This is a genomic window from Paraburkholderia pallida, from assembly GCF_004524855.1.
GTDB lineage: Bacteria > Pseudomonadota > Gammaproteobacteria > Burkholderiales > Burkholderiaceae > Paraburkholderia > Paraburkholderia oxyphila.
On the sequence record NZ_CP038149.1, the window covers coordinates 270,741 to 286,002 of the forward strand.

Here is a 15,262-nt window from a genome sequence, read left to right on the forward strand (position 1 = left end):
CGTCTCCCAATACTGAATCGATATTAGAAACAGTGTTGATATTATATAAACAAGCGAAGACGCTCAGGAGACGGTTGATGAAGAGAGTGTGTAGTGGTCTGGCGTGCCTTATGGCTTCGGCCGGCATGGCGCATGCGCAAAGCGTGACGCTGGCGGGCGACATTACGACAGGGATTGCTTACGTCAGCAACGAAGGAACGAACTACAACTGGAACCCGTATGCGGCGAATCCGGGCTTGGGTCACGCGTACCGCTTCCTCGACAACAACTCGACGGGTAGCCGCTTCGTGCTGACCGGCACCGAGCCGCTCGGCGGCGGCACGGCGGCGACGTTCAAGCTCGCCGACGGATTCAAGCCGTCCAATGGCGCGTTCGCGCCGGGCGCGGGCGGGCGCCTGTTCGGCGTACAGGCGACGGTCGGTCTCAAGAGCGACACGCTGGGCCAGGTCACGCTCGGCCGCCAGTACGATCCCATGCAATATCTCGTCGCGATCTACGCGTCAGACAACGACTGGGCCGGCACGATCGGCGGCCACATCGGCGACTCGGACAATTTCGACGGATCGTTTCGCGTCAATAATTCGATCGAGTACATGAGCCCCGTTTGGGCGGGGCTGCAGTTTGGCGGCCTGTATGGCTTCAGCAATTCGGCCGGCGGATTCGCCGACAACCGCATCTGGTCCACGGCGCTCAGCTACACGAACGGACCGCTCGGACTCGCCGTGGGCTACATGCGGCTCGACACGCCAGATAGCATGACGAATCAGACCGGTGCAATCGGGGCGTTGAACGGCGTGCCGTCCACCGACGACTACTCGAACGCCTTCACCACGAACCCATTCGGCGCGGGCGTGGCGAAGCAGCAGATCATTGGTGCGGGCGGCGCGTACTCGTTCGGCAAGGCCACGTTGGGCGCGACGTTCTCGGACGTGCAGTTCAACTATCTGGATGCGACGAAGCTGGAGTTGCGCAACTATGAGTTGAATTTCAAATACGCGATTACGCCGGTCATGACAGTTGGGACTGCGTACATTCTGACAACCGGAGATTTTGACGCGAAGCCCGGCACGCCGGGCAAGACGCCCAGGTGGAATCAGATCAATCTTGGCATGGATTACAGCCTGTCCAAGAGAACGATGCTGTACCTCGTTGGGGCGTACCAGCGGGCGAACGGTGACGCCCGATATGCGTCGCTGCAACCGTCGCTGTTGCCGCTTTCATCGTCCCGCGAGCAGGCCGTAATTACGGCTGGGATCGATCACCGGTTTTGACGCGTCAAGGCGAGCCGTGAGATGACGAAAGGAAGCGGACCGCCGCACTCGGCGGCGTCCAGGGTGAAGCTGGCGCTGGCGGTGGTTTGCATGCCGCTGGCGCTTCGATCACAGGCGGTCAACGCACGTGGAAGACGCCGCCGATGCCGATGCTGACCGGCGGTGCCGCGTAATAGCCAGGCGCATAGCCGGCGTAGTAGCCCGGCGCGGGCGCGTAACCATAAGGCGGCGCGACGATGCAACCACACAGGCCGCTAATCAGGGAGAGGGTGATGAGGGTCCGAATCATCGACGTGCGTCCGACCAAAGTGAGGGAGTAAAAAACCGGGCTGCGCCAGTGGCGCTGCACCGTAATCCAACAAGACGATCGAAGTGTAGTGCACGAATTTCAGGATTGGGTTTCGCCCATCTTTACACGTGTAACACGGTGTGACCGCTGATACATATGCTCCCGGCGAGCGGGCCGCCACGGAGCCGCGGCGGCCGGCGGTGCTCCCCGCGGCGGGCGTCTCAATGCGCGCCGTCGTCTTGCCCAACCACGGCGCGAGGCGCCTGCTCATGCGGCTCGCAGACCGGCGCGATCGACTCGCCAGCCAGCACACGTCTGACGAACGGGAGCGAATCGTTCAACGACGCATTGACCGTTCCGTTATGTTCGAGACCTTCATAGAGATGCGCCTCGACCGTGGTGCCGGCCGCGCAGGCATCTTTCGCGAGCGCCAGCTCGGCGGGCGCGAGCCCGTCGTCGGCGCCCACGCCGACGAACACGGGCATGTTCAGTTTCAGCGTCGGGTAAGCGAGGTAGGCATCCCACCATTTTTGCAGCCGCGCCTGCGCTCCGGGCTTGAGCGTATTCGCGCGCGTGAGTCCCGCAAGCTCGGCATCGCTTTCGAGCGAGGCGAGGCAACTGATGCGCGACTGTTCGAGGAGCGGCCGCGCGGCGTCGGTCAGCACGTCTTCCGGCTTGAGCGTGGGGTCGATCTGTTGCGCCGAGAGCACCGAATAGAACTCGTAGGCGAGCGTCGGGTCGACGCGTTCGGGATCGCGGCGAAAACGCGTCTTGAACGGCGCCAGCGAAGCCAGCGTGGCGTGCGGCGCGTTGTAGATGATGCCCGTCGCCACGGTGGCGCGCACATTGAGGTCGGGCGCATAGCGCGGTGCGTATCCCGCCGCGGCGATCACTGCCGAGCCGCCTTGCGACTGGCCCACCAGCACCACTTCATTGGCGAGACCGGGCACGCCGCGCAACGCGGCGCGCACGCTGTCGAGCAGCGTGTAGCTGTTCGAGCGATTGTTGAGCTGGGGATTCGGCCCCGGCGTGCCGAGCCCCTGGTAGTCGGTGGCGACGACGGCGAAGCCGGCCTTCAACCACGCGTTGAGATAGCGCACGTCGCGCCATGAGCGGCCGAACCACGACGGCGCGCAGATGTCGGCCATGCCGAACGTCCCGTGCGCCCACGCGACGATGGGCCAGCCGCCCTGGGGCGCGGTGCCTTGCGGAATGAACAGCGCGCCGGACACGGCGATCGGCGTGCTGCCGCCTACGCCGTCGGTGGAGCTATAGAGGATGCGCAACTGGCGCGACGCATTCGCGAGGCCGAGCGTGGCGGGCAGCGGCTCGGAGCGCAACAGCACGCCAGGAGAGGCGGGCACGTCGGCGTCCCATGTGTAGAACGCCGATACGCGTCCATCGCCTTGCAGCGGATCGGGGGCAGGCACGCGCACGCCGGCATGCGCGAGCAAGGCGGCGCACAGCAGCGCTGCGCCGGAGGCGAGACGCGCTACGGCGCGGGTGTGGGTGAGGGGACGGCTTAGCGACGCGGATTTCATATTGTTTCGGATAGCCATGTATCAAGCATGAAGAGGCGCAAGCGTTGCGCGCACGAATTGCGCGTGAGCGGGAGTGCTTGCAAGATCCGAACCAGATGAAAGCGGCATGACTTTTTGTGCTGGTCGTGCTGGTCGTGCCGGTGGTGCTGGTCGTGCTGGTCGTGCCAGTCGTGGGGGTCTTGCTGGGCACGCTGGACGTGCCTCCGCTCGCGCTGCGGGAAGCGCGTCGGATGTGTTGACCGTCCTTCCTGTTCGACTGCGTGCGTGCATGAGCGTGTTGCGGCGCAGGCAGCAATACGCGCCCAGAGATTGTTGGGCACGCAGCAATTTGCGCGCGGCGGCGCTGGGCTAGTCGTTCTTCCCGTTTGACGCGCATGCGGCGTGGCGGCGTACGCACGCCATCCTCTGGGTTCGCGGACCCGTTGGCACGCTTGCTGCTAATTGATGACGAAGCGGCGAATCGCATCGCACGCCTTTCCGCCATCACACGCATCACTTGCACAAGGAAAACGTCATGTCAGCCTCACAACCGGCCGGCCAACTCGAACTCGCCAACCTGATCGAGCGCGCTTCGCGTGAATTCGCTCAAGCCGAGAGCGTGCTGCGGGAAACGCACACGCTCTCGGCCACCAATACGTTCCAGGCCTACCAGCGCGTGCCTGGAGAGGACGCGGTGGTGGCGCTCGGCGCGCCGACGCCATGGGACGAGCTCAAGCGCGTGCGTGCCGATGTCGTGCGCTTCGACGGCACCGTGCTGCGCGGCGATGCGCGCGCGAGCGGGCACGGACCGCGCTACGCCGATGTCTTTCGCGAGGCGCCTGAAGTGGACGTGGTGATCCACGTGCATGGACCGTACCTCGGCGCGTGGGCCAGCGCGCACCGGCCGTTGCCGATCCGCTATGCGCCGGCGCAGCGCTACACGCGTGCGCGCGAGATCCCCATCTATATCGACCGGCGTCCGGGCGAGCCGCGCTTCATTCTCGACACGATCCGCCGCGACGCCAACATCCCCGCCATTCTTGAAGCAAACGGCGGCGCCACGTTCTGGGGAAAAAGCATTCTCGAGATCTCGAAGTACATCCTGATCCTCGAGGAGGGAGCGAAATTTCAGGCGCTCGCGGAGCCGCTGGGCGGTTCGCTGGAATTTGGGCCGGGCGCGCTCGAGCAGCAATGGAAGATGACCGGGCTTGCATGAGGGGCAGGTAATCCGGCGCGAGATATACCGTTAGCTCGATGTATTGGTTCCCGGTGCGGGGTGGCCTTGCTATTGTCAGGTTCCCCTCATTCTCTCGCCGGTCGACTCATGGCAGTCTTCAGCTTCGCCGATCCCAGCTCGCACGCCATCACGATACGCGCGAAGGCGCTCACCTTCGACGACCCGAAATCGCGCGTGCTGCTCGAGCGCGTCCAACTGGTCGCGCCGAGCGACGCCACCGTGCTCGTCACAGGCGAGAGCGGCACCGGCAAGGAACTGATCGCGCGGCTCGTGCATTCCCTGAGCGAGCGGCGCGACGGCCCCTTCGTGGCGATCAACTGCGGTGCGTTCTCCGAGACGCTGATCGAGAGCGAGCTGTTCGGCCACGAGCGGGGCGCCTTCACGGGGGCGGTGGCTAGCCAGCCTGGCTGGTTCGAATCGGCCAATCGCGGCACGCTCTTTCTTGACGAAGTGGGCGACTTGCCGCTCGCGGCGCAGGTGAAGCTGCTGCGCGTCTTGCAGGAGCGCGAGGTGGTGCCGGTGGGTTCGCGCAAGCCGGTCAAGATCGACGTGCGGCTCGTAGCGGCGACCAACGTGAATCTCGAAGCCGCGGTGCGCGCCGGCAATTTCCGCGAAGACCTGTATTACCGGCTCAACGTCGTCAAGCTGAGCCTGCTGCCGCTGCGCGAGCGGCCGGGCGATATTGCGCCGCTCATCGATCATTTTCTGGAAAGCTATTCGAAGCGTTTGCGCAACGCACGCCCCACGTTGACGGCGGCCGCGCTCACGCGACTTCATGAGCATTCGTGGCCTGGCAATATCCGGGAGCTCGAGAACGTGATTCATCACGCCGTGCTTGTGAGCAGCGGCGGGGTGATCGACGTAGCGGATCTGCATTTCTCGGCGCTCGCGCTGGCGGCGCCGCTGGAGCGCGAAACGGCGCCGGCCCACGGCTCGGGCGGCCGCACGGAGCGTCCGAGCGATATTGCGGAGGCGAGTGCCGCGTTGCGCGCGGCGGTGGTGGATCTGCTTGATTTGGGCACGCCGCAGCTTTGGCAGCATATTGAAGAGGCTGTCTATCGCAGCGTGTTCGAATACAGCGAGCACAATCAGTTGCGTACCTCGCGGTTGCTTGATCTCTCGCGCAATATCGTGAGGGCGCGCCTTGCGCAGTTGGGGTTGTTGAAGCTGCGCGATGCAGGGGATGTCGCCGATGCCGGCGAGTCTGGCGCATTGCATCGCGCTTCGGGCGAAGAGCGCGATGCCGGGCAGTCTGGGCGCCGTCAGGCCTGATCGCGCCAACGCAGCACGCGGCGCGCAACGCGCTCGCATAGTGCGCTCATTGCTACCGCGAGCGCCGTCACTCCTAGCACGCATACCAACAGCACGTCCACGCGCGCGCCTGCCTGCGCGTTCTGCATGAGGTTGCCTACGCCTGCGCCCGCGTTGAATAGCAGCTCGCTGCTGGTTGCCGTGATCCATGCGATGGGGACTGCTTGCAGCACGCCGGTGAAGAGTTCCGGCATCATCGCGGGCAGGAGCACGTCGCGTAGGCGTTCGGTGCGTGTTAGTTCGTAGGACTTGGCAAGCTCGATGAAACGCATGTCGATGCGGCGTAGTGAGTCGAAGCTGCTGGTTGCTACCGGATAGAGTGCGGCTAGCGTGACTACGAAGGTCTTGGCGAAGTCGCCGTTGCCTGCCCATAGGCTCAAGAGCGGTATCAGGCCGAGTAGCGGCACGTAGCGCATGCCCTGGAAGAGCGGCTGTAGCAGCCGTTGTATGAAGGGGGAGAGCGCCATGCCGGCGCCGAGTGCAATGCCGGTCAGGGTGCCTGATGCCAGGCCGATTGTGGTGCGGCGCAGGCTCGCGCCGAGGTCGATGAAGAGTTCACCGTTGCGGATGAGTTCTATGCTGGCTGCGCCGATTTGTTCGAGTGGCACGAAGGTGTATTGATGCGATTCATCGTGGAGGGCGGCCGCTTGCCATGCGGCTAGTAGCGTGAGGGGGAGGATCAGGCCGCTTGCGCGGCGGCGTATTGAAGTGGTTTTATGCTTTTGCATGATATGGAATCCTGATTGGATGGTTTGGATTTTCTCTGTAGCACTTTGGAGGCTTTGGCCTTAACCTGTTTTCGCGGCGGGCCGCAGGCGTTGCCCCTGTGCGGGGCGGCACCTACTTTTCTTTGCCGCGGCAAAGAAAAGTAGGCAAAAGAAAGCCGCTCAAACCGCTAGTGTGACGCCGTCCACCACCGCCCTGTATTTCGGAGCGGCTCCGGAGCGTCTGTCGCCACTCGCTTCACGCCGGAGTGACTAAGGGCTCATCCATCCGGCGGCGCTCCGCGCGCCGTGGGGCATAACCCAAACCAGTGGGACGCACGTGTTTTCGTAGGACTCCAGCGTATTCTATCGGCCGTGGCCCTCGCACTCGCCAGTCAGCGCGCCAGCACGCCCGTGTATTCACTAGTCAGCACCCCAATGCATTTGCCGGTCAGAACCCCAGCGCATTTTCCGATCACCACTCCAACGCATTTTATAGTCAGCACCCCAGCGCATTTACCGGTCAGCAACTTCGCGCACTTACCGGGTGGCCCCCCCAGCGCATTCGCCGGCCAGCCCACTCGGTTTTCGTTGCAGACCCTTCCGCCCGCGCGTAGCGCGTGGCGGGAAGGATGAGCCCTTTGTCACTAACGCGGAGTGTGCGAGGCGACGGATGCCCCGGAGCCGCTCCGATGTACAGGGCAGTGTGGGACGGCGTCACACTGGCGGTGTGAGCCGCTTTCTTTTGCCTACTTTTCTTTGCGGCTGCAAAGAAAAGTAGGTGCCGCCCCGCACAGGGGCAACGCCCGCGGCCCGCCGCGAAAACAAGTTAAGGCCAAAGCCAAAAAAACCCGCGCAAAATCTTGCGCCAAAAGAACCATAAATGAAAATTTAAAAACTCCCTAACGGGAAATCGCTTGCCAACGCGAGGCCCAACGCTGCACACCAGCAATAAATTGATCCATCACGAACCCGATCAACCCGATCACAAATACATCAACTAATACGACATCGATCCGCATCATCTGCCGCGCCATTTCCATCATTTCCCCGATCCCGCTATCAGCGGCAAGCAACTCGGCAGCAACAAGCGCAAGCCACGCGCGCGCAAGCGCAATCCGCACACCGGTAAGCACCGGCCCACAAGCAGCCGGCACGATAACATCGCGCAATAGCGCACCCCGCCCAACCCCATAATGTCGCGCCATTTCGATAAGATCGCGCGGCGCATCGCGCACGCCACCGAGCGTAGCCAGCGCGACAGGAAAGAACACCGCCTTAGCCACAATCACGATCTTCAACGGCTCATCAATACCGATCAAAAGAATCAACACCGGAATAAGCGTGAGCGTAGGAATCTGCCGCAGCAAATCAAACAACGGCTGCACGAAATCGCCGAAGATTCGGCTGCGAGCGAGCAACAACCCGCAAACGGCACCGCTGCCGGCGCCCCACACAAAACCCACTGCAAGTCGGCGCAACGTAATCGCGATATTCTGCTGAAGCTCCCCATCGAGCCACAAATCCAGCGCCGTGCCCCACACGCGTTGCGGCGGCACCAGCAGTTGCACACTCACCCAAGCATGCGCGCTCGCATACCACCAGAGCGCCCCAAGCGCGAGCGGCGTAACCCACCATTGAGCGCCACGCGCGAGCCGCGCCGCGAAGGCCGTGGCCCGCCGGGCACGCAGACGCGCGAACGGAAAGGCAATATACGGGGTGCTCATGCGCCGCCCTCCATCACCGCGCTGCGACGCTCGCCGCGCCGTCGCCCCAGTAATGCACGAGATCCAGCGATTTGAGCGCACTGGCAACAAATTGCGGCGCAAGCAAACTATCGACCGCCACCGGCGCGGAAGCAAGGCGCGCCTGCGCACTGTAGGCCGCCACGTCCCGATAATGCGCGTTCAAAGCAGGCGTGAAGACCGGCGCCCACTGGTCCTTCCACGCGAGACGCTCGCCATCGTATTCGCGCCTCACCACGCTTTCAGGTTGCCCCGATGCGCTCAGGATCTTCAGGAACGCATCGCGGTTTTGCGGCTGCGAGATCCAGTACGCTGCGCGCACGTAAGCCGTCGCCACGATCTGCGTGATGTCCGGATGCGCGGCGACGAACCTCGCGTCGCCCCAAAGTTCCGCGCGCATCTTCCAGTCGTCAGGCGCGGATTTGGTCGACCAGATGATTTTGCCGACATGCTTGTCCTCGAGCGAATACGCATCGTCGAGCGTGAAGAAGCCGTCCACGCGCCCGGCCGCGACCGCAGCCGAGCCCGCCTGCGGATCGAGATTGAAGATGCGGAAGTCCGAGAGCTTGAGTCCGTTGGCGGCCAGCAGCTTGTTGAACGAGACTTCCCACGGACGCCCGCGGTTCAGCGCAATGCGCTTGCCCTTGAGATCGAGTATCGACTTCGCGCTCGAATTCTCCGGCACCACGAGGTAAGTGTTGCTGCCCACGCCGCCAGGCACGATCAGCTTCGTGTGCGTGCCGGCGGCGTTCGCCACCACGGCGGGCAGGTCGCCGTAGCCGGCGAAATCGATCGCGCCGCTCGCAAAGCCCTCGTTCACGAGCGTGCCCACCGCCGCCGTCGAAACCGGCACCCATTGGAGCTTGATGTTGCGTGCGGCAAGCGCCTTCTCCAGCGACTTGTCGGCGTCGATGAGCGCAGAGGCGCCCGCGTATTGCGTCTTGCCGCCACTAGACCAGGCGACGACCGCAATGCGCACGACCTGTGGCGCGCCTGGAGACGCGTTTGGCGATGCGTTCGGCGGCGCGTTCTGCGCGAGCGCGCCAACCGGTGCGGCCGCCGCGAGCGCGATGCCGGCAGCGCCAACGAGCGCGAGTGTCAGTCGCCGCGCGGCGGCGTGCAGGGATGAGGCCAGGGTGAGTGTCATGTTCGTCATGCTGCGGCTTGCGGATAGTGTGGATTGGCGTGGCCAACGGCGCCTGTTTTCAGGCGTGCTTGCGTAGCGCGGGCGCGAGCACCGCGCCTAGCGGTCGGGGATCGATCCAGTCCGCGACGTCGAAATCGGCTTCCAGAAAGCCCCATTCGTAGAGAAAGTCCTTGAACTCGGCGAGCGCGGCGATCGATTCGGCTTCCAGGTTCACGCCCAGATGCTGATGCAGGACCGGTCCATATGCCGTGCGCACCCATTCGAGCGACGAGGCCGTTTCCTGCGTCACGTAGTCGACCGTTTCGTCAGGATGGCTCTTCGCCCATTCGCCCGCATCGACGACCAGTTTGAGAAAGCCCTCGACGATGTCGGGGTGCTGCGCCAGCACGTCGGCGTTGACGGTGAGCGGGCGCGGCGTGCCGTTGTTGTTGCGGATGCGGCGCTCAGGATGAAAGCCGATGTCGATCACCACCTGCGCGCCGATTACCTGCGCAATCTCGAGCCCGGTCGAGCCTTTCACGTAGATCGCATCGACCTGGCCACGCAGCAGCGCTGCGGCTTCGGCGGCATAGAGCGAGCGGCTCGAGAAGCCGTCCGGCGAGGCGAACTGGCCCGGCTCGCGCTGCGCGTCGACCGACTGCAGCGTGCGCGCCTCCACGTCGACGAGATCGACATCGCGCGTGCTCAGGCCTTCGAGGCTCAGCGCGTTGACGAAGCCGCGCAGCGCCGAGGCGCGAAAGATGTCGATGCGGTCGGCGCGGCGGCGCGGAATGGCCAGGCGTCTACCGCGCAGCGCCGCGACGCTGTGTATGCCGGAAGCGGGCAGCGCGAGGATGAGCTGGCTCTCATCAACCCACGAAAGCCCGATCAGCCGCGTGTTCGCGCCGTTCGAGCGCGCCCACATCGCGGGGATGCTGCCGCCCTGGCGAAACGACTGCGCGAGCGTGTGATCGCTGATCGATGACCGGTCGTGACGCGTCGAGTCGCGCAGCGAGCGGATCGCCACGCCGTCGGCCGAGAGCTCGCCGTTGAGCCAGCCCAGATGAACGGCGATGCCGAGCGGCGTCGGCACCGGCGATCGTACATACCAGAGTGGCTGCGTGTGTGCCGATGACGAATCGGACTTGCTTGTCATGTGTGGTTTCCATTTCGAAGTTCGCTCAAGCGGCCCGCGCGAGATGCCTCCCGGCCCGCGCCGGCCTGCGGGAGGGCAACGCAAGTTCCAGACCAGCTTCGCGCGCCGCCGCGTCGAGCGCTTTAAATCAGCGCTCGCGCTGCGTTGTGGCGGCTCGTGCGTCACGTGAACTCGGCGTGCGAATGGCGCGGGCGTGTTGCGTGAGAGGCAGCGCCGGGTGCTGCATGAGCAGCAGTGCGCGCGGTCGTTGTTGCTGAGGCAACACTCAAGCAACGGGCTTTGCTTTGCGCGGCAATGGACGCGTCGTGTCGCGTGAGCCGCATGGATTGCACTTCAGCCCGGCCGCGTGGCCGCCTTGCGGACCTTCGTGCGTTCGAATTGCCTGCCGCGTGTGCTGCTGGCACGACCCGTGCTTGATAGCGCCACACTGCCTGCCCGCGCCGCGCTCGATAGCGGGGCGCAGGCGTTGGCCATTCACAAGGAGAACCAAGCAATGGCTGTCGAATTTCTCTGGCGTCTGCCGATGCACGGCGATGGACGCCGCGCCCACGACCTGCACACGCGCGGCGAGTGGAACCGTCAACGCGGCGCGCGCGTCGCGCCGAAAATCGATTCGGACGACTTCGGGTATATCGACTATCTCTCGCAGGTTGCGCGCGCAGCGGACATCGTCGGTTTTCATGGCGCGCTGATTCCCATCTTCCGCTTCACGGAGGAGCCGTGGGTGGTGGCGGCGGCACTCGCGCGCGAGACGCGCAATCTGCGCCTGCTGATCGCGCTGCAGCCGCATTTCGTGCATCCCGCGTACGCCGCGCAAATGGCGGCGAGCCTGCAGCGCATCAGCCGCGGGCGCGTGGAATGGAATGTCGTGACGGGCGGCGGTGGCGCGGACCAGCGCGCCTATGGCGACTTCATCGACCACGATAGCCGCTATGCGCGCACGGAGGAGTTCCTGCAAGTCGTGAAGGGCTACTCGGCGGGCGGCCAGTTCAACTTCGACGGGCGCTTCTATCGCGTCGAGGACGGCGGCCTGCTGCCGCCGCTCGCGAACCAGCCGGTGCCGCGCATCTATCTCGCAGGCGCGAGCGATGCCGCGCTCGGCGTCGCGGCGCGCCACGGCGACGTGCACCTGAGCTGGGGCGAGCCGCTCGCGAAGCAAAAGGAAGTGATCGACAAGGCCCGCCAGGCGCTCGACGCCCAGAACGCCGAACGCGATCTGCGCTTTGGCATGCGTATCGACGTTCTCGCGCGCGAGACCGAAGAGCAGGCGTGGGCCGAACTGCGCCAGATGTTCGCGACGGTCAACGACGCGACGCGCCTGGGCCACTCGCGCCCGACAAGCGGCTTCGGCGATTCCGAATCGGTGGGCGGCAAGCGCCAGTTCGCGCTGCATCAGGGCAACACCCAGCACTTCGACGACCTGATCGTCGGGCCGAATCTGTGGGCCGGCATGTCGCAGATTCGCGGCGGTCCCGGCTGCGTGATCGTCGGCAGCCACGAGCAGGTGGCGCAGCGGCTCGCCGAATACGTGGATATCGGCGTGTCGACCTTCATTCTCGCGAGCAACCCGCATCTGGAAGAGGCGTATCGCGTGGGCGAGGAAGTCTTGCCGCTCGTGGCCGCCGCGCAGGATGCGAGCCGCACGCGCGCTGCGCTGCGCGTGGCCGGCGCCTGATGCTGCGCGGCGATGCATCATCGCCGGCACTTTCAACATGAAGAGGATAACGAAATGACAGCCACGCTGATCGACAAACCGGATGGCGGACCGCAGGCGGCCAGTGCGCTCCGTGCACCCCATGCGCCCGATGCGCTTCAGAAGCTCTGGTACACGCGCTGCCCCGTGCCTACGGCGCTGGGGATCGCGGTCCATCGCGGCTGGTTCGACGACGAATTCGGCGCCGAGGGCATCACGCTCGGCTCGCTGCAGGAGATCGATGCGGCGGACAAGCGCGAATCGCATTTCGATCACAGCCTGCCGCATTCGTTTCGCCAGGGCGGCAATATCCCGGCGCTTTGGGCCCGCTCGCGCGGCGCACGCACGCGCGTGATCGGCCTGTCGTGGACCAACGAGTTTCAGGCGATCATCACGCGGCGCGACAGCGGCATCGCCCGGCCGGCCGAGTTGCGCGGGCGTCGGCTGGGACTGCCGCGTCACGACATCAGCATCGACTTCTGGCGCGCCGCCGCGCTCAAGGGTTTCCTCAGCGCGCTCGAATTCGACGGGCTCGGTTATGCCGACGCCGAGTGGATCGATTTGCCCGAGCCTGCCGGGCGCCGTGGCGCGCACCTGCCGCGCGGGCGGCGCGAGGGGCAGGCGACCACGCTGGCCGAGCTCGGTCCGCACGAATATGCGCTCGAAGTCGCGGCGTTGTTGCGCGGCGAGGTGGACGCCGTGTTCGTCAAGGGCGTGGCCGGGCTCGCGACGGTGCATCTGATCGACGCGCACGTCGTAGTCGATCTCGGCTCGCATCCCGACCCGCTCGTGCGCATCGGCAACGGTACCCCGCGCACGCTGACCGTCGATCAGGCGCTGCTCGACGCGCGGCCCGATCTCGTGCAGCGCTTCCTTGGCGTGGTGGTGAACGCGGGAGAGTGGGCGACACGCAACCCAGGCCCGACGGTGGCCTATATCGGGCGCGAAACGCGGGCCTCCGAGGAATGGGTGCGCTACGCCTATGGCGCCGAGGTGAACCGGCATCTGGAGACGAACCTCGCGCAGACGTCCATCGACGGGCTGGTCGCGTTCAAGGACTTCCTGTTCGAATGGGGCTTCCTCGAACACGACTTCGACGCGCGCGCGTGGATCGACACCGAGCCGTTGCAACAGGTGCACGGTGGCCGTCATGCGCGGGGGCGCTGAGGTCATGCGCCGCCGCCGCGCACGAGGAGTCACATCATGACGATCGCAAGCATCGATTCGCCGATGGTGCGTATGCGCCGGCACGCGGCGTCGCGCGTGGGAGGGCGCAGCACTGAGGCGCGTGCGGTGGCGTCTGCGCAAGGCAGTCACGTTCGCGTGGCCGCTCAGGTGTCGCGGTCTTCGTTCGATGGACAGCATGGGCTTCGTTTGGCCGGGCTCGCGTGCCTCGTGCTGGCCGTGCATGCGGGGGTTGCATGGTGGCTGCACGCGAGCGGGCAGCAGACGCCGCTCGTGCAACCGCCCAAGCCCTTGCCGATGACGGTTGAGCTGACACGTCCACCGCAGCCGCTCGCGCAAGCGCCCGAGCCGCCGCACACGCCACAAGCGGCACCGGCGCCGCGGCCGGCCGCCGTGCCGCCGCACGCGGTACATCCGACACGCGCAGCGCCTCCGAAGCCGGCGCTTCATGCGGCGCAGCCGCTCGAATCTGCCGTGGCCGCACAGGCGCAGCCGGCAGTTTCGCAGCCACCAACTCCCGCAGCAGCGCAGCCGCCCGTTGCGCCAGCCGCGCCGCCGCGCGAAACCGAGCCGATCGGCGACGCCGCCTATCTGCACAATCCCGCGCCCGACTATCCGGCGTTTGCGCAAGACCAGGGCTGGGAAGGCCACGTGATCCTGCGCGTGCACGTGCTGGCGAGCGGTACGCCCGACGTCGTGCAACTGAAGACGTCGAGCGGACATCGTCTGCTGGACGACGCGGCGGTCGCCGCCGTGCGCCGTTGGGCCTTCGTGCCCGCGAAGCGCGGCGAGGACGCGGTGGACGGCTGGGTCAACGTGCCGATCGATTTCAAGCTGGGGTAGCTCATTTAACCGGGTGCGCGTTGTGCGCGTACCGCATCGACAGGAATTCCAGATCATGAATGCCATTCCAACCACTTTCATCGTCCAGGGCACGCTGTGGCTGCTCGGACTCTTTTCCGTGCTGACGTGGACGCTCATCGTCGCAAAGGCGTTTCAGGCCTGGCGCGCGAGCGCGCGCAATCGCAGCTGGGCGAAGGCGTTCTGGGCCGCGAGCACCTTCCAGGCGGCGGCCCAGGTGGAAGGCGCCTCGAGCCCGGCGGGACGCCTCGCGCAAGCGGGCTTCGACGCGCTGCGCCGTGCCGACGAGAGCGGCGCGCAGGACCTCGAACATAGCTGGAGCCGCCACGATCTGCTCGAACGGCACCTGCGCCAGCAGATCCAGAACGAGCGCCGCAGTCTCGAAGCGGGCCTTGCGGTGCTCGCCTCGATTGGCAGCACGGCGCCGTTCGTGGGGCTGTTCGGCACGGTGTTCGGCATCATCCATGCGCTCACCGCAATCACGCGCAGCGCCTCGGCGAGCATCGACGTGGTGGCGGGCCCGATCGGCGAAGCGCTGGTGGCGACCGGCATCGGCATTGCGGTGGCCGTGCCCGCCGTGCTGGCCTACAACTTCTTCGTGCGCCGTGTGAAGGCGACGCTGGGCGACCTCGACGCGTTCGCCACCGACTTCGTCACACTCGCGCAGCGCGCGGGCTTTCGCGTGCACGGCGCCGCGCGCGCGCCGCAACCGGTGCGCCAAACCACGGCGGAGGCGTTCGCATAATGGCCTTCTCCTCTGCCGATAACGACGACGTGCTCAGCGAGATCAACATCACGCCGCTCGTCGACGTCATGCTGGTCCTGCTGGTGGCCTTTATCGTGACCGCGCCGCTGCTCAACAACGCGGTTCACGTGAACTTGCCGAAGACGGTGGCGACTGCTGCCGCCGATACGCGCGCGCCCGTGACCGTGAGCGTGGACGCCAGGGGCGCGATCTGGATCGACAAGCGCGCCACCGATCTCGCGCGTATTCCCGCGGAGCTAGCCGCGCTCAAGGCGCAACGGCCCGACGTGGCGCTCAACCTGCAGGCCGATGAGGGCGTGCCCTATGGCAGCGTGGCGAAGCTGATGGCCGCCATCGAGCACGCGGGCATCACCCGCCTTTCGGTGCTGACCGCGAATAATGGATGAGGCGATGCTTCG

Annotated in this window: 15 protein-coding genes; 9 read left to right on the forward strand and 6 right to left on the reverse strand. The window is 65.5% G+C overall.

What is annotated here, in order from left to right; all coding sequences use genetic code 11:
• The first annotated feature begins 77 nt into the window (after nt 1-77).
• The gene (locus E1956_RS16570; protein ID WP_134751077.1) at nt 78-1,271 is read left to right on the forward strand and encodes a porin; all 1,194 of its coding nucleotides are present in this window, start codon (nt 78-80) and stop codon (nt 1,269-1,271) included.
• A gap of 118 nt (nt 1,272-1,389) precedes the next feature.
• Here the strand turns inward: E1956_RS16570 and E1956_RS46140 are convergent, their stop codons facing one another.
• A complete protein-coding gene (locus tag E1956_RS46140) occupies nt 1,390-1,560 on the reverse strand; it encodes a hypothetical protein (RefSeq protein WP_167760047.1) in 171 nt (56 codons plus the stop codon).
• Between the two features lie 221 nt (nt 1,561-1,781).
• Nucleotides 1,782-3,101, reverse strand: coding sequence for an alpha/beta fold hydrolase (locus E1956_RS16575; RefSeq protein WP_134751079.1), 1,320 nt, complete (start codon nt 3,099-3,101; stop codon nt 1,782-1,784).
• A 116-nt stretch (nt 3,102-3,217) separates the two neighbouring features.
• On the opposite strand from E1956_RS16575, the gene E1956_RS47375 reads away from it, so the two are divergent.
• From E1956_RS47375 to E1956_RS16585, 3 genes are all read left to right on the forward strand, one after another.
• Nucleotides 3,218-3,340, forward strand: a complete 123-nt coding sequence (locus E1956_RS47375) for a hypothetical protein (RefSeq protein ID WP_256377786.1) — start codon at nt 3,218-3,220, stop codon at nt 3,338-3,340.
• A 275-nt stretch (nt 3,341-3,615) separates the two neighbouring features.
• Nucleotides 3,616-4,296: a class II aldolase/adducin family protein gene (locus E1956_RS16580; protein ID WP_134751081.1), complete on the forward strand. Its 681-nt coding sequence runs from the start codon at nt 3,616-3,618 to the stop codon at nt 4,294-4,296.
• A gap of 108 nt (nt 4,297-4,404) precedes the next feature.
• On the forward strand, nt 4,405-5,589 hold the full coding sequence (locus E1956_RS16585; RefSeq protein WP_134751083.1) for a sigma-54 interaction domain-containing protein: 1,185 nt from the start codon (nt 4,405-4,407) through the stop codon (nt 5,587-5,589).
• Here E1956_RS16585 and E1956_RS16590 read toward each other — a convergent pair.
• The 4 genes from E1956_RS16590 to E1956_RS16605 form a co-directional block, all read right to left on the reverse strand.
• Nucleotides 5,580-6,356, reverse strand: a complete 777-nt coding sequence (locus E1956_RS16590; protein ID WP_134751085.1) for an ABC transporter permease — start codon at nt 6,354-6,356, stop codon at nt 5,580-5,582. The two genes, E1956_RS16585 and E1956_RS16590, sit on opposite strands and share 10 nt — an antisense overlap.
• A gap of 878 nt (nt 6,357-7,234) precedes the next feature.
• The gene (locus tag E1956_RS16595; RefSeq protein WP_134751087.1) at nt 7,235-8,059 is read right to left on the reverse strand and encodes an ABC transporter permease; all 825 of its coding nucleotides are present in this window, start codon (nt 8,057-8,059) and stop codon (nt 7,235-7,237) included.
• A gap of 13 nt (nt 8,060-8,072) precedes the next feature.
• Entirely contained in the window at nt 8,073-9,224 is a 1,152-nt protein-coding gene (locus E1956_RS16600) for a PhnD/SsuA/transferrin family substrate-binding protein (RefSeq protein WP_134751089.1), read from the reverse strand.
• 58 nt (nt 9,225-9,282) lie between these two features.
• Entirely contained in the window at nt 9,283-10,359 is a 1,077-nt protein-coding gene (locus tag E1956_RS16605) for an ABC transporter substrate-binding protein (RefSeq protein WP_134751091.1), read from the reverse strand.
• A 493-nt stretch (nt 10,360-10,852) separates the two neighbouring features.
• On the opposite strand from E1956_RS16605, the gene E1956_RS16610 reads away from it, so the two are divergent.
• Genes E1956_RS16610 through E1956_RS16630 form a run of 5 tightly spaced genes read left to right on the forward strand, consistent with a single transcriptional unit; the run spans nt 10,853 to nt 15,250 of the window.
• Nucleotides 10,853-12,034, forward strand: a complete 1,182-nt coding sequence (locus tag E1956_RS16610) for an LLM class flavin-dependent oxidoreductase (RefSeq protein WP_134751093.1) — start codon at nt 10,853-10,855, stop codon at nt 12,032-12,034.
• 54 nt (nt 12,035-12,088) lie between these two features.
• A complete protein-coding gene (locus E1956_RS16615; RefSeq protein WP_134751095.1) occupies nt 12,089-13,219 on the forward strand; it encodes an ABC transporter substrate-binding protein in 1,131 nt (376 codons plus the stop codon).
• 36 nt (nt 13,220-13,255) lie between these two features.
• Nucleotides 13,256-14,080, forward strand: a complete 825-nt coding sequence (locus tag E1956_RS16620; RefSeq protein WP_134751097.1) for an energy transducer TonB — start codon at nt 13,256-13,258, stop codon at nt 14,078-14,080.
• Nucleotides 14,081-14,135: 55 nt separating this feature from the next.
• Nucleotides 14,136-14,843 carry a MotA/TolQ/ExbB proton channel family protein gene (locus E1956_RS16625; protein ID WP_134751099.1) on the forward strand — a complete coding sequence of 236 codons (708 nt, stop codon included), beginning with the start codon at nt 14,136-14,138 and terminating at the stop codon, nt 14,841-14,843.
• A complete protein-coding gene (locus E1956_RS16630; protein ID WP_134751101.1) occupies nt 14,843-15,250 on the forward strand; it encodes an ExbD/TolR family protein in 408 nt (135 codons plus the stop codon). Before E1956_RS16625 ends, E1956_RS16630 begins: the two co-directional genes overlap by 1 nt.
• Nucleotides 15,251-15,262: the final 12 nt, after the last annotated feature.

What these genes read in the sequence shown, in the direction of transcription:
- E1956_RS16570 (WP_134751077.1), top strand. Translation starts at nt 78, where the DNA reads ATGAAGAGAGTGTGTAGTGGTCTGGCGTGCCTTATGGCTTCGGCCGGC.
- E1956_RS46140 (WP_167760047.1), bottom strand. Translation starts at nt 1,560, where the DNA reads ATGATTCGGACCCTCATCACCCTCTCCCTGATTAGCGGCCTGTGTGGT.
- E1956_RS16575 (WP_134751079.1), bottom strand. Translation starts at nt 3,101, where the DNA reads ATGAAATCCGCGTCGCTAAGCCGTCCCCTCACCCACACCCGCGCCGTA.
- E1956_RS16580 (WP_134751081.1), top strand. Translation starts at nt 3,616, where the DNA reads ATGTCAGCCTCACAACCGGCCGGCCAACTCGAACTCGCCAACCTGATC.
- E1956_RS16585 (WP_134751083.1), top strand. Translation starts at nt 4,405, where the DNA reads ATGGCAGTCTTCAGCTTCGCCGATCCCAGCTCGCACGCCATCACGATA.
- E1956_RS16590 (WP_134751085.1), bottom strand. Translation starts at nt 6,356, where the DNA reads ATGCAAAAGCATAAAACCACTTCAATACGCCGCCGCGCAAGCGGCCTG.
- E1956_RS16595 (WP_134751087.1), bottom strand. Translation starts at nt 8,059, where the DNA reads ATGAGCACCCCGTATATTGCCTTTCCGTTCGCGCGTCTGCGTGCCCGG.
- E1956_RS16600 (WP_134751089.1), bottom strand. Translation starts at nt 9,224, where the DNA reads ATGACACTCACCCTGGCCTCATCCCTGCACGCCGCCGCGCGGCGACTG.
- E1956_RS16605 (WP_134751091.1), bottom strand. Translation starts at nt 10,359, where the DNA reads ATGACAAGCAAGTCCGATTCGTCATCGGCACACACGCAGCCACTCTGG.
- E1956_RS16610 (WP_134751093.1), top strand. Translation starts at nt 10,853, where the DNA reads ATGGCTGTCGAATTTCTCTGGCGTCTGCCGATGCACGGCGATGGACGC.
- E1956_RS16615 (WP_134751095.1), top strand. Translation starts at nt 12,089, where the DNA reads ATGACAGCCACGCTGATCGACAAACCGGATGGCGGACCGCAGGCGGCC.
- E1956_RS16620 (WP_134751097.1), top strand. Translation starts at nt 13,256, where the DNA reads ATGACGATCGCAAGCATCGATTCGCCGATGGTGCGTATGCGCCGGCAC.
- E1956_RS16625 (WP_134751099.1), top strand. Translation starts at nt 14,136, where the DNA reads ATGAATGCCATTCCAACCACTTTCATCGTCCAGGGCACGCTGTGGCTG.
- E1956_RS16630 (WP_134751101.1), top strand. Translation starts at nt 14,843, where the DNA reads ATGGCCTTCTCCTCTGCCGATAACGACGACGTGCTCAGCGAGATCAAC.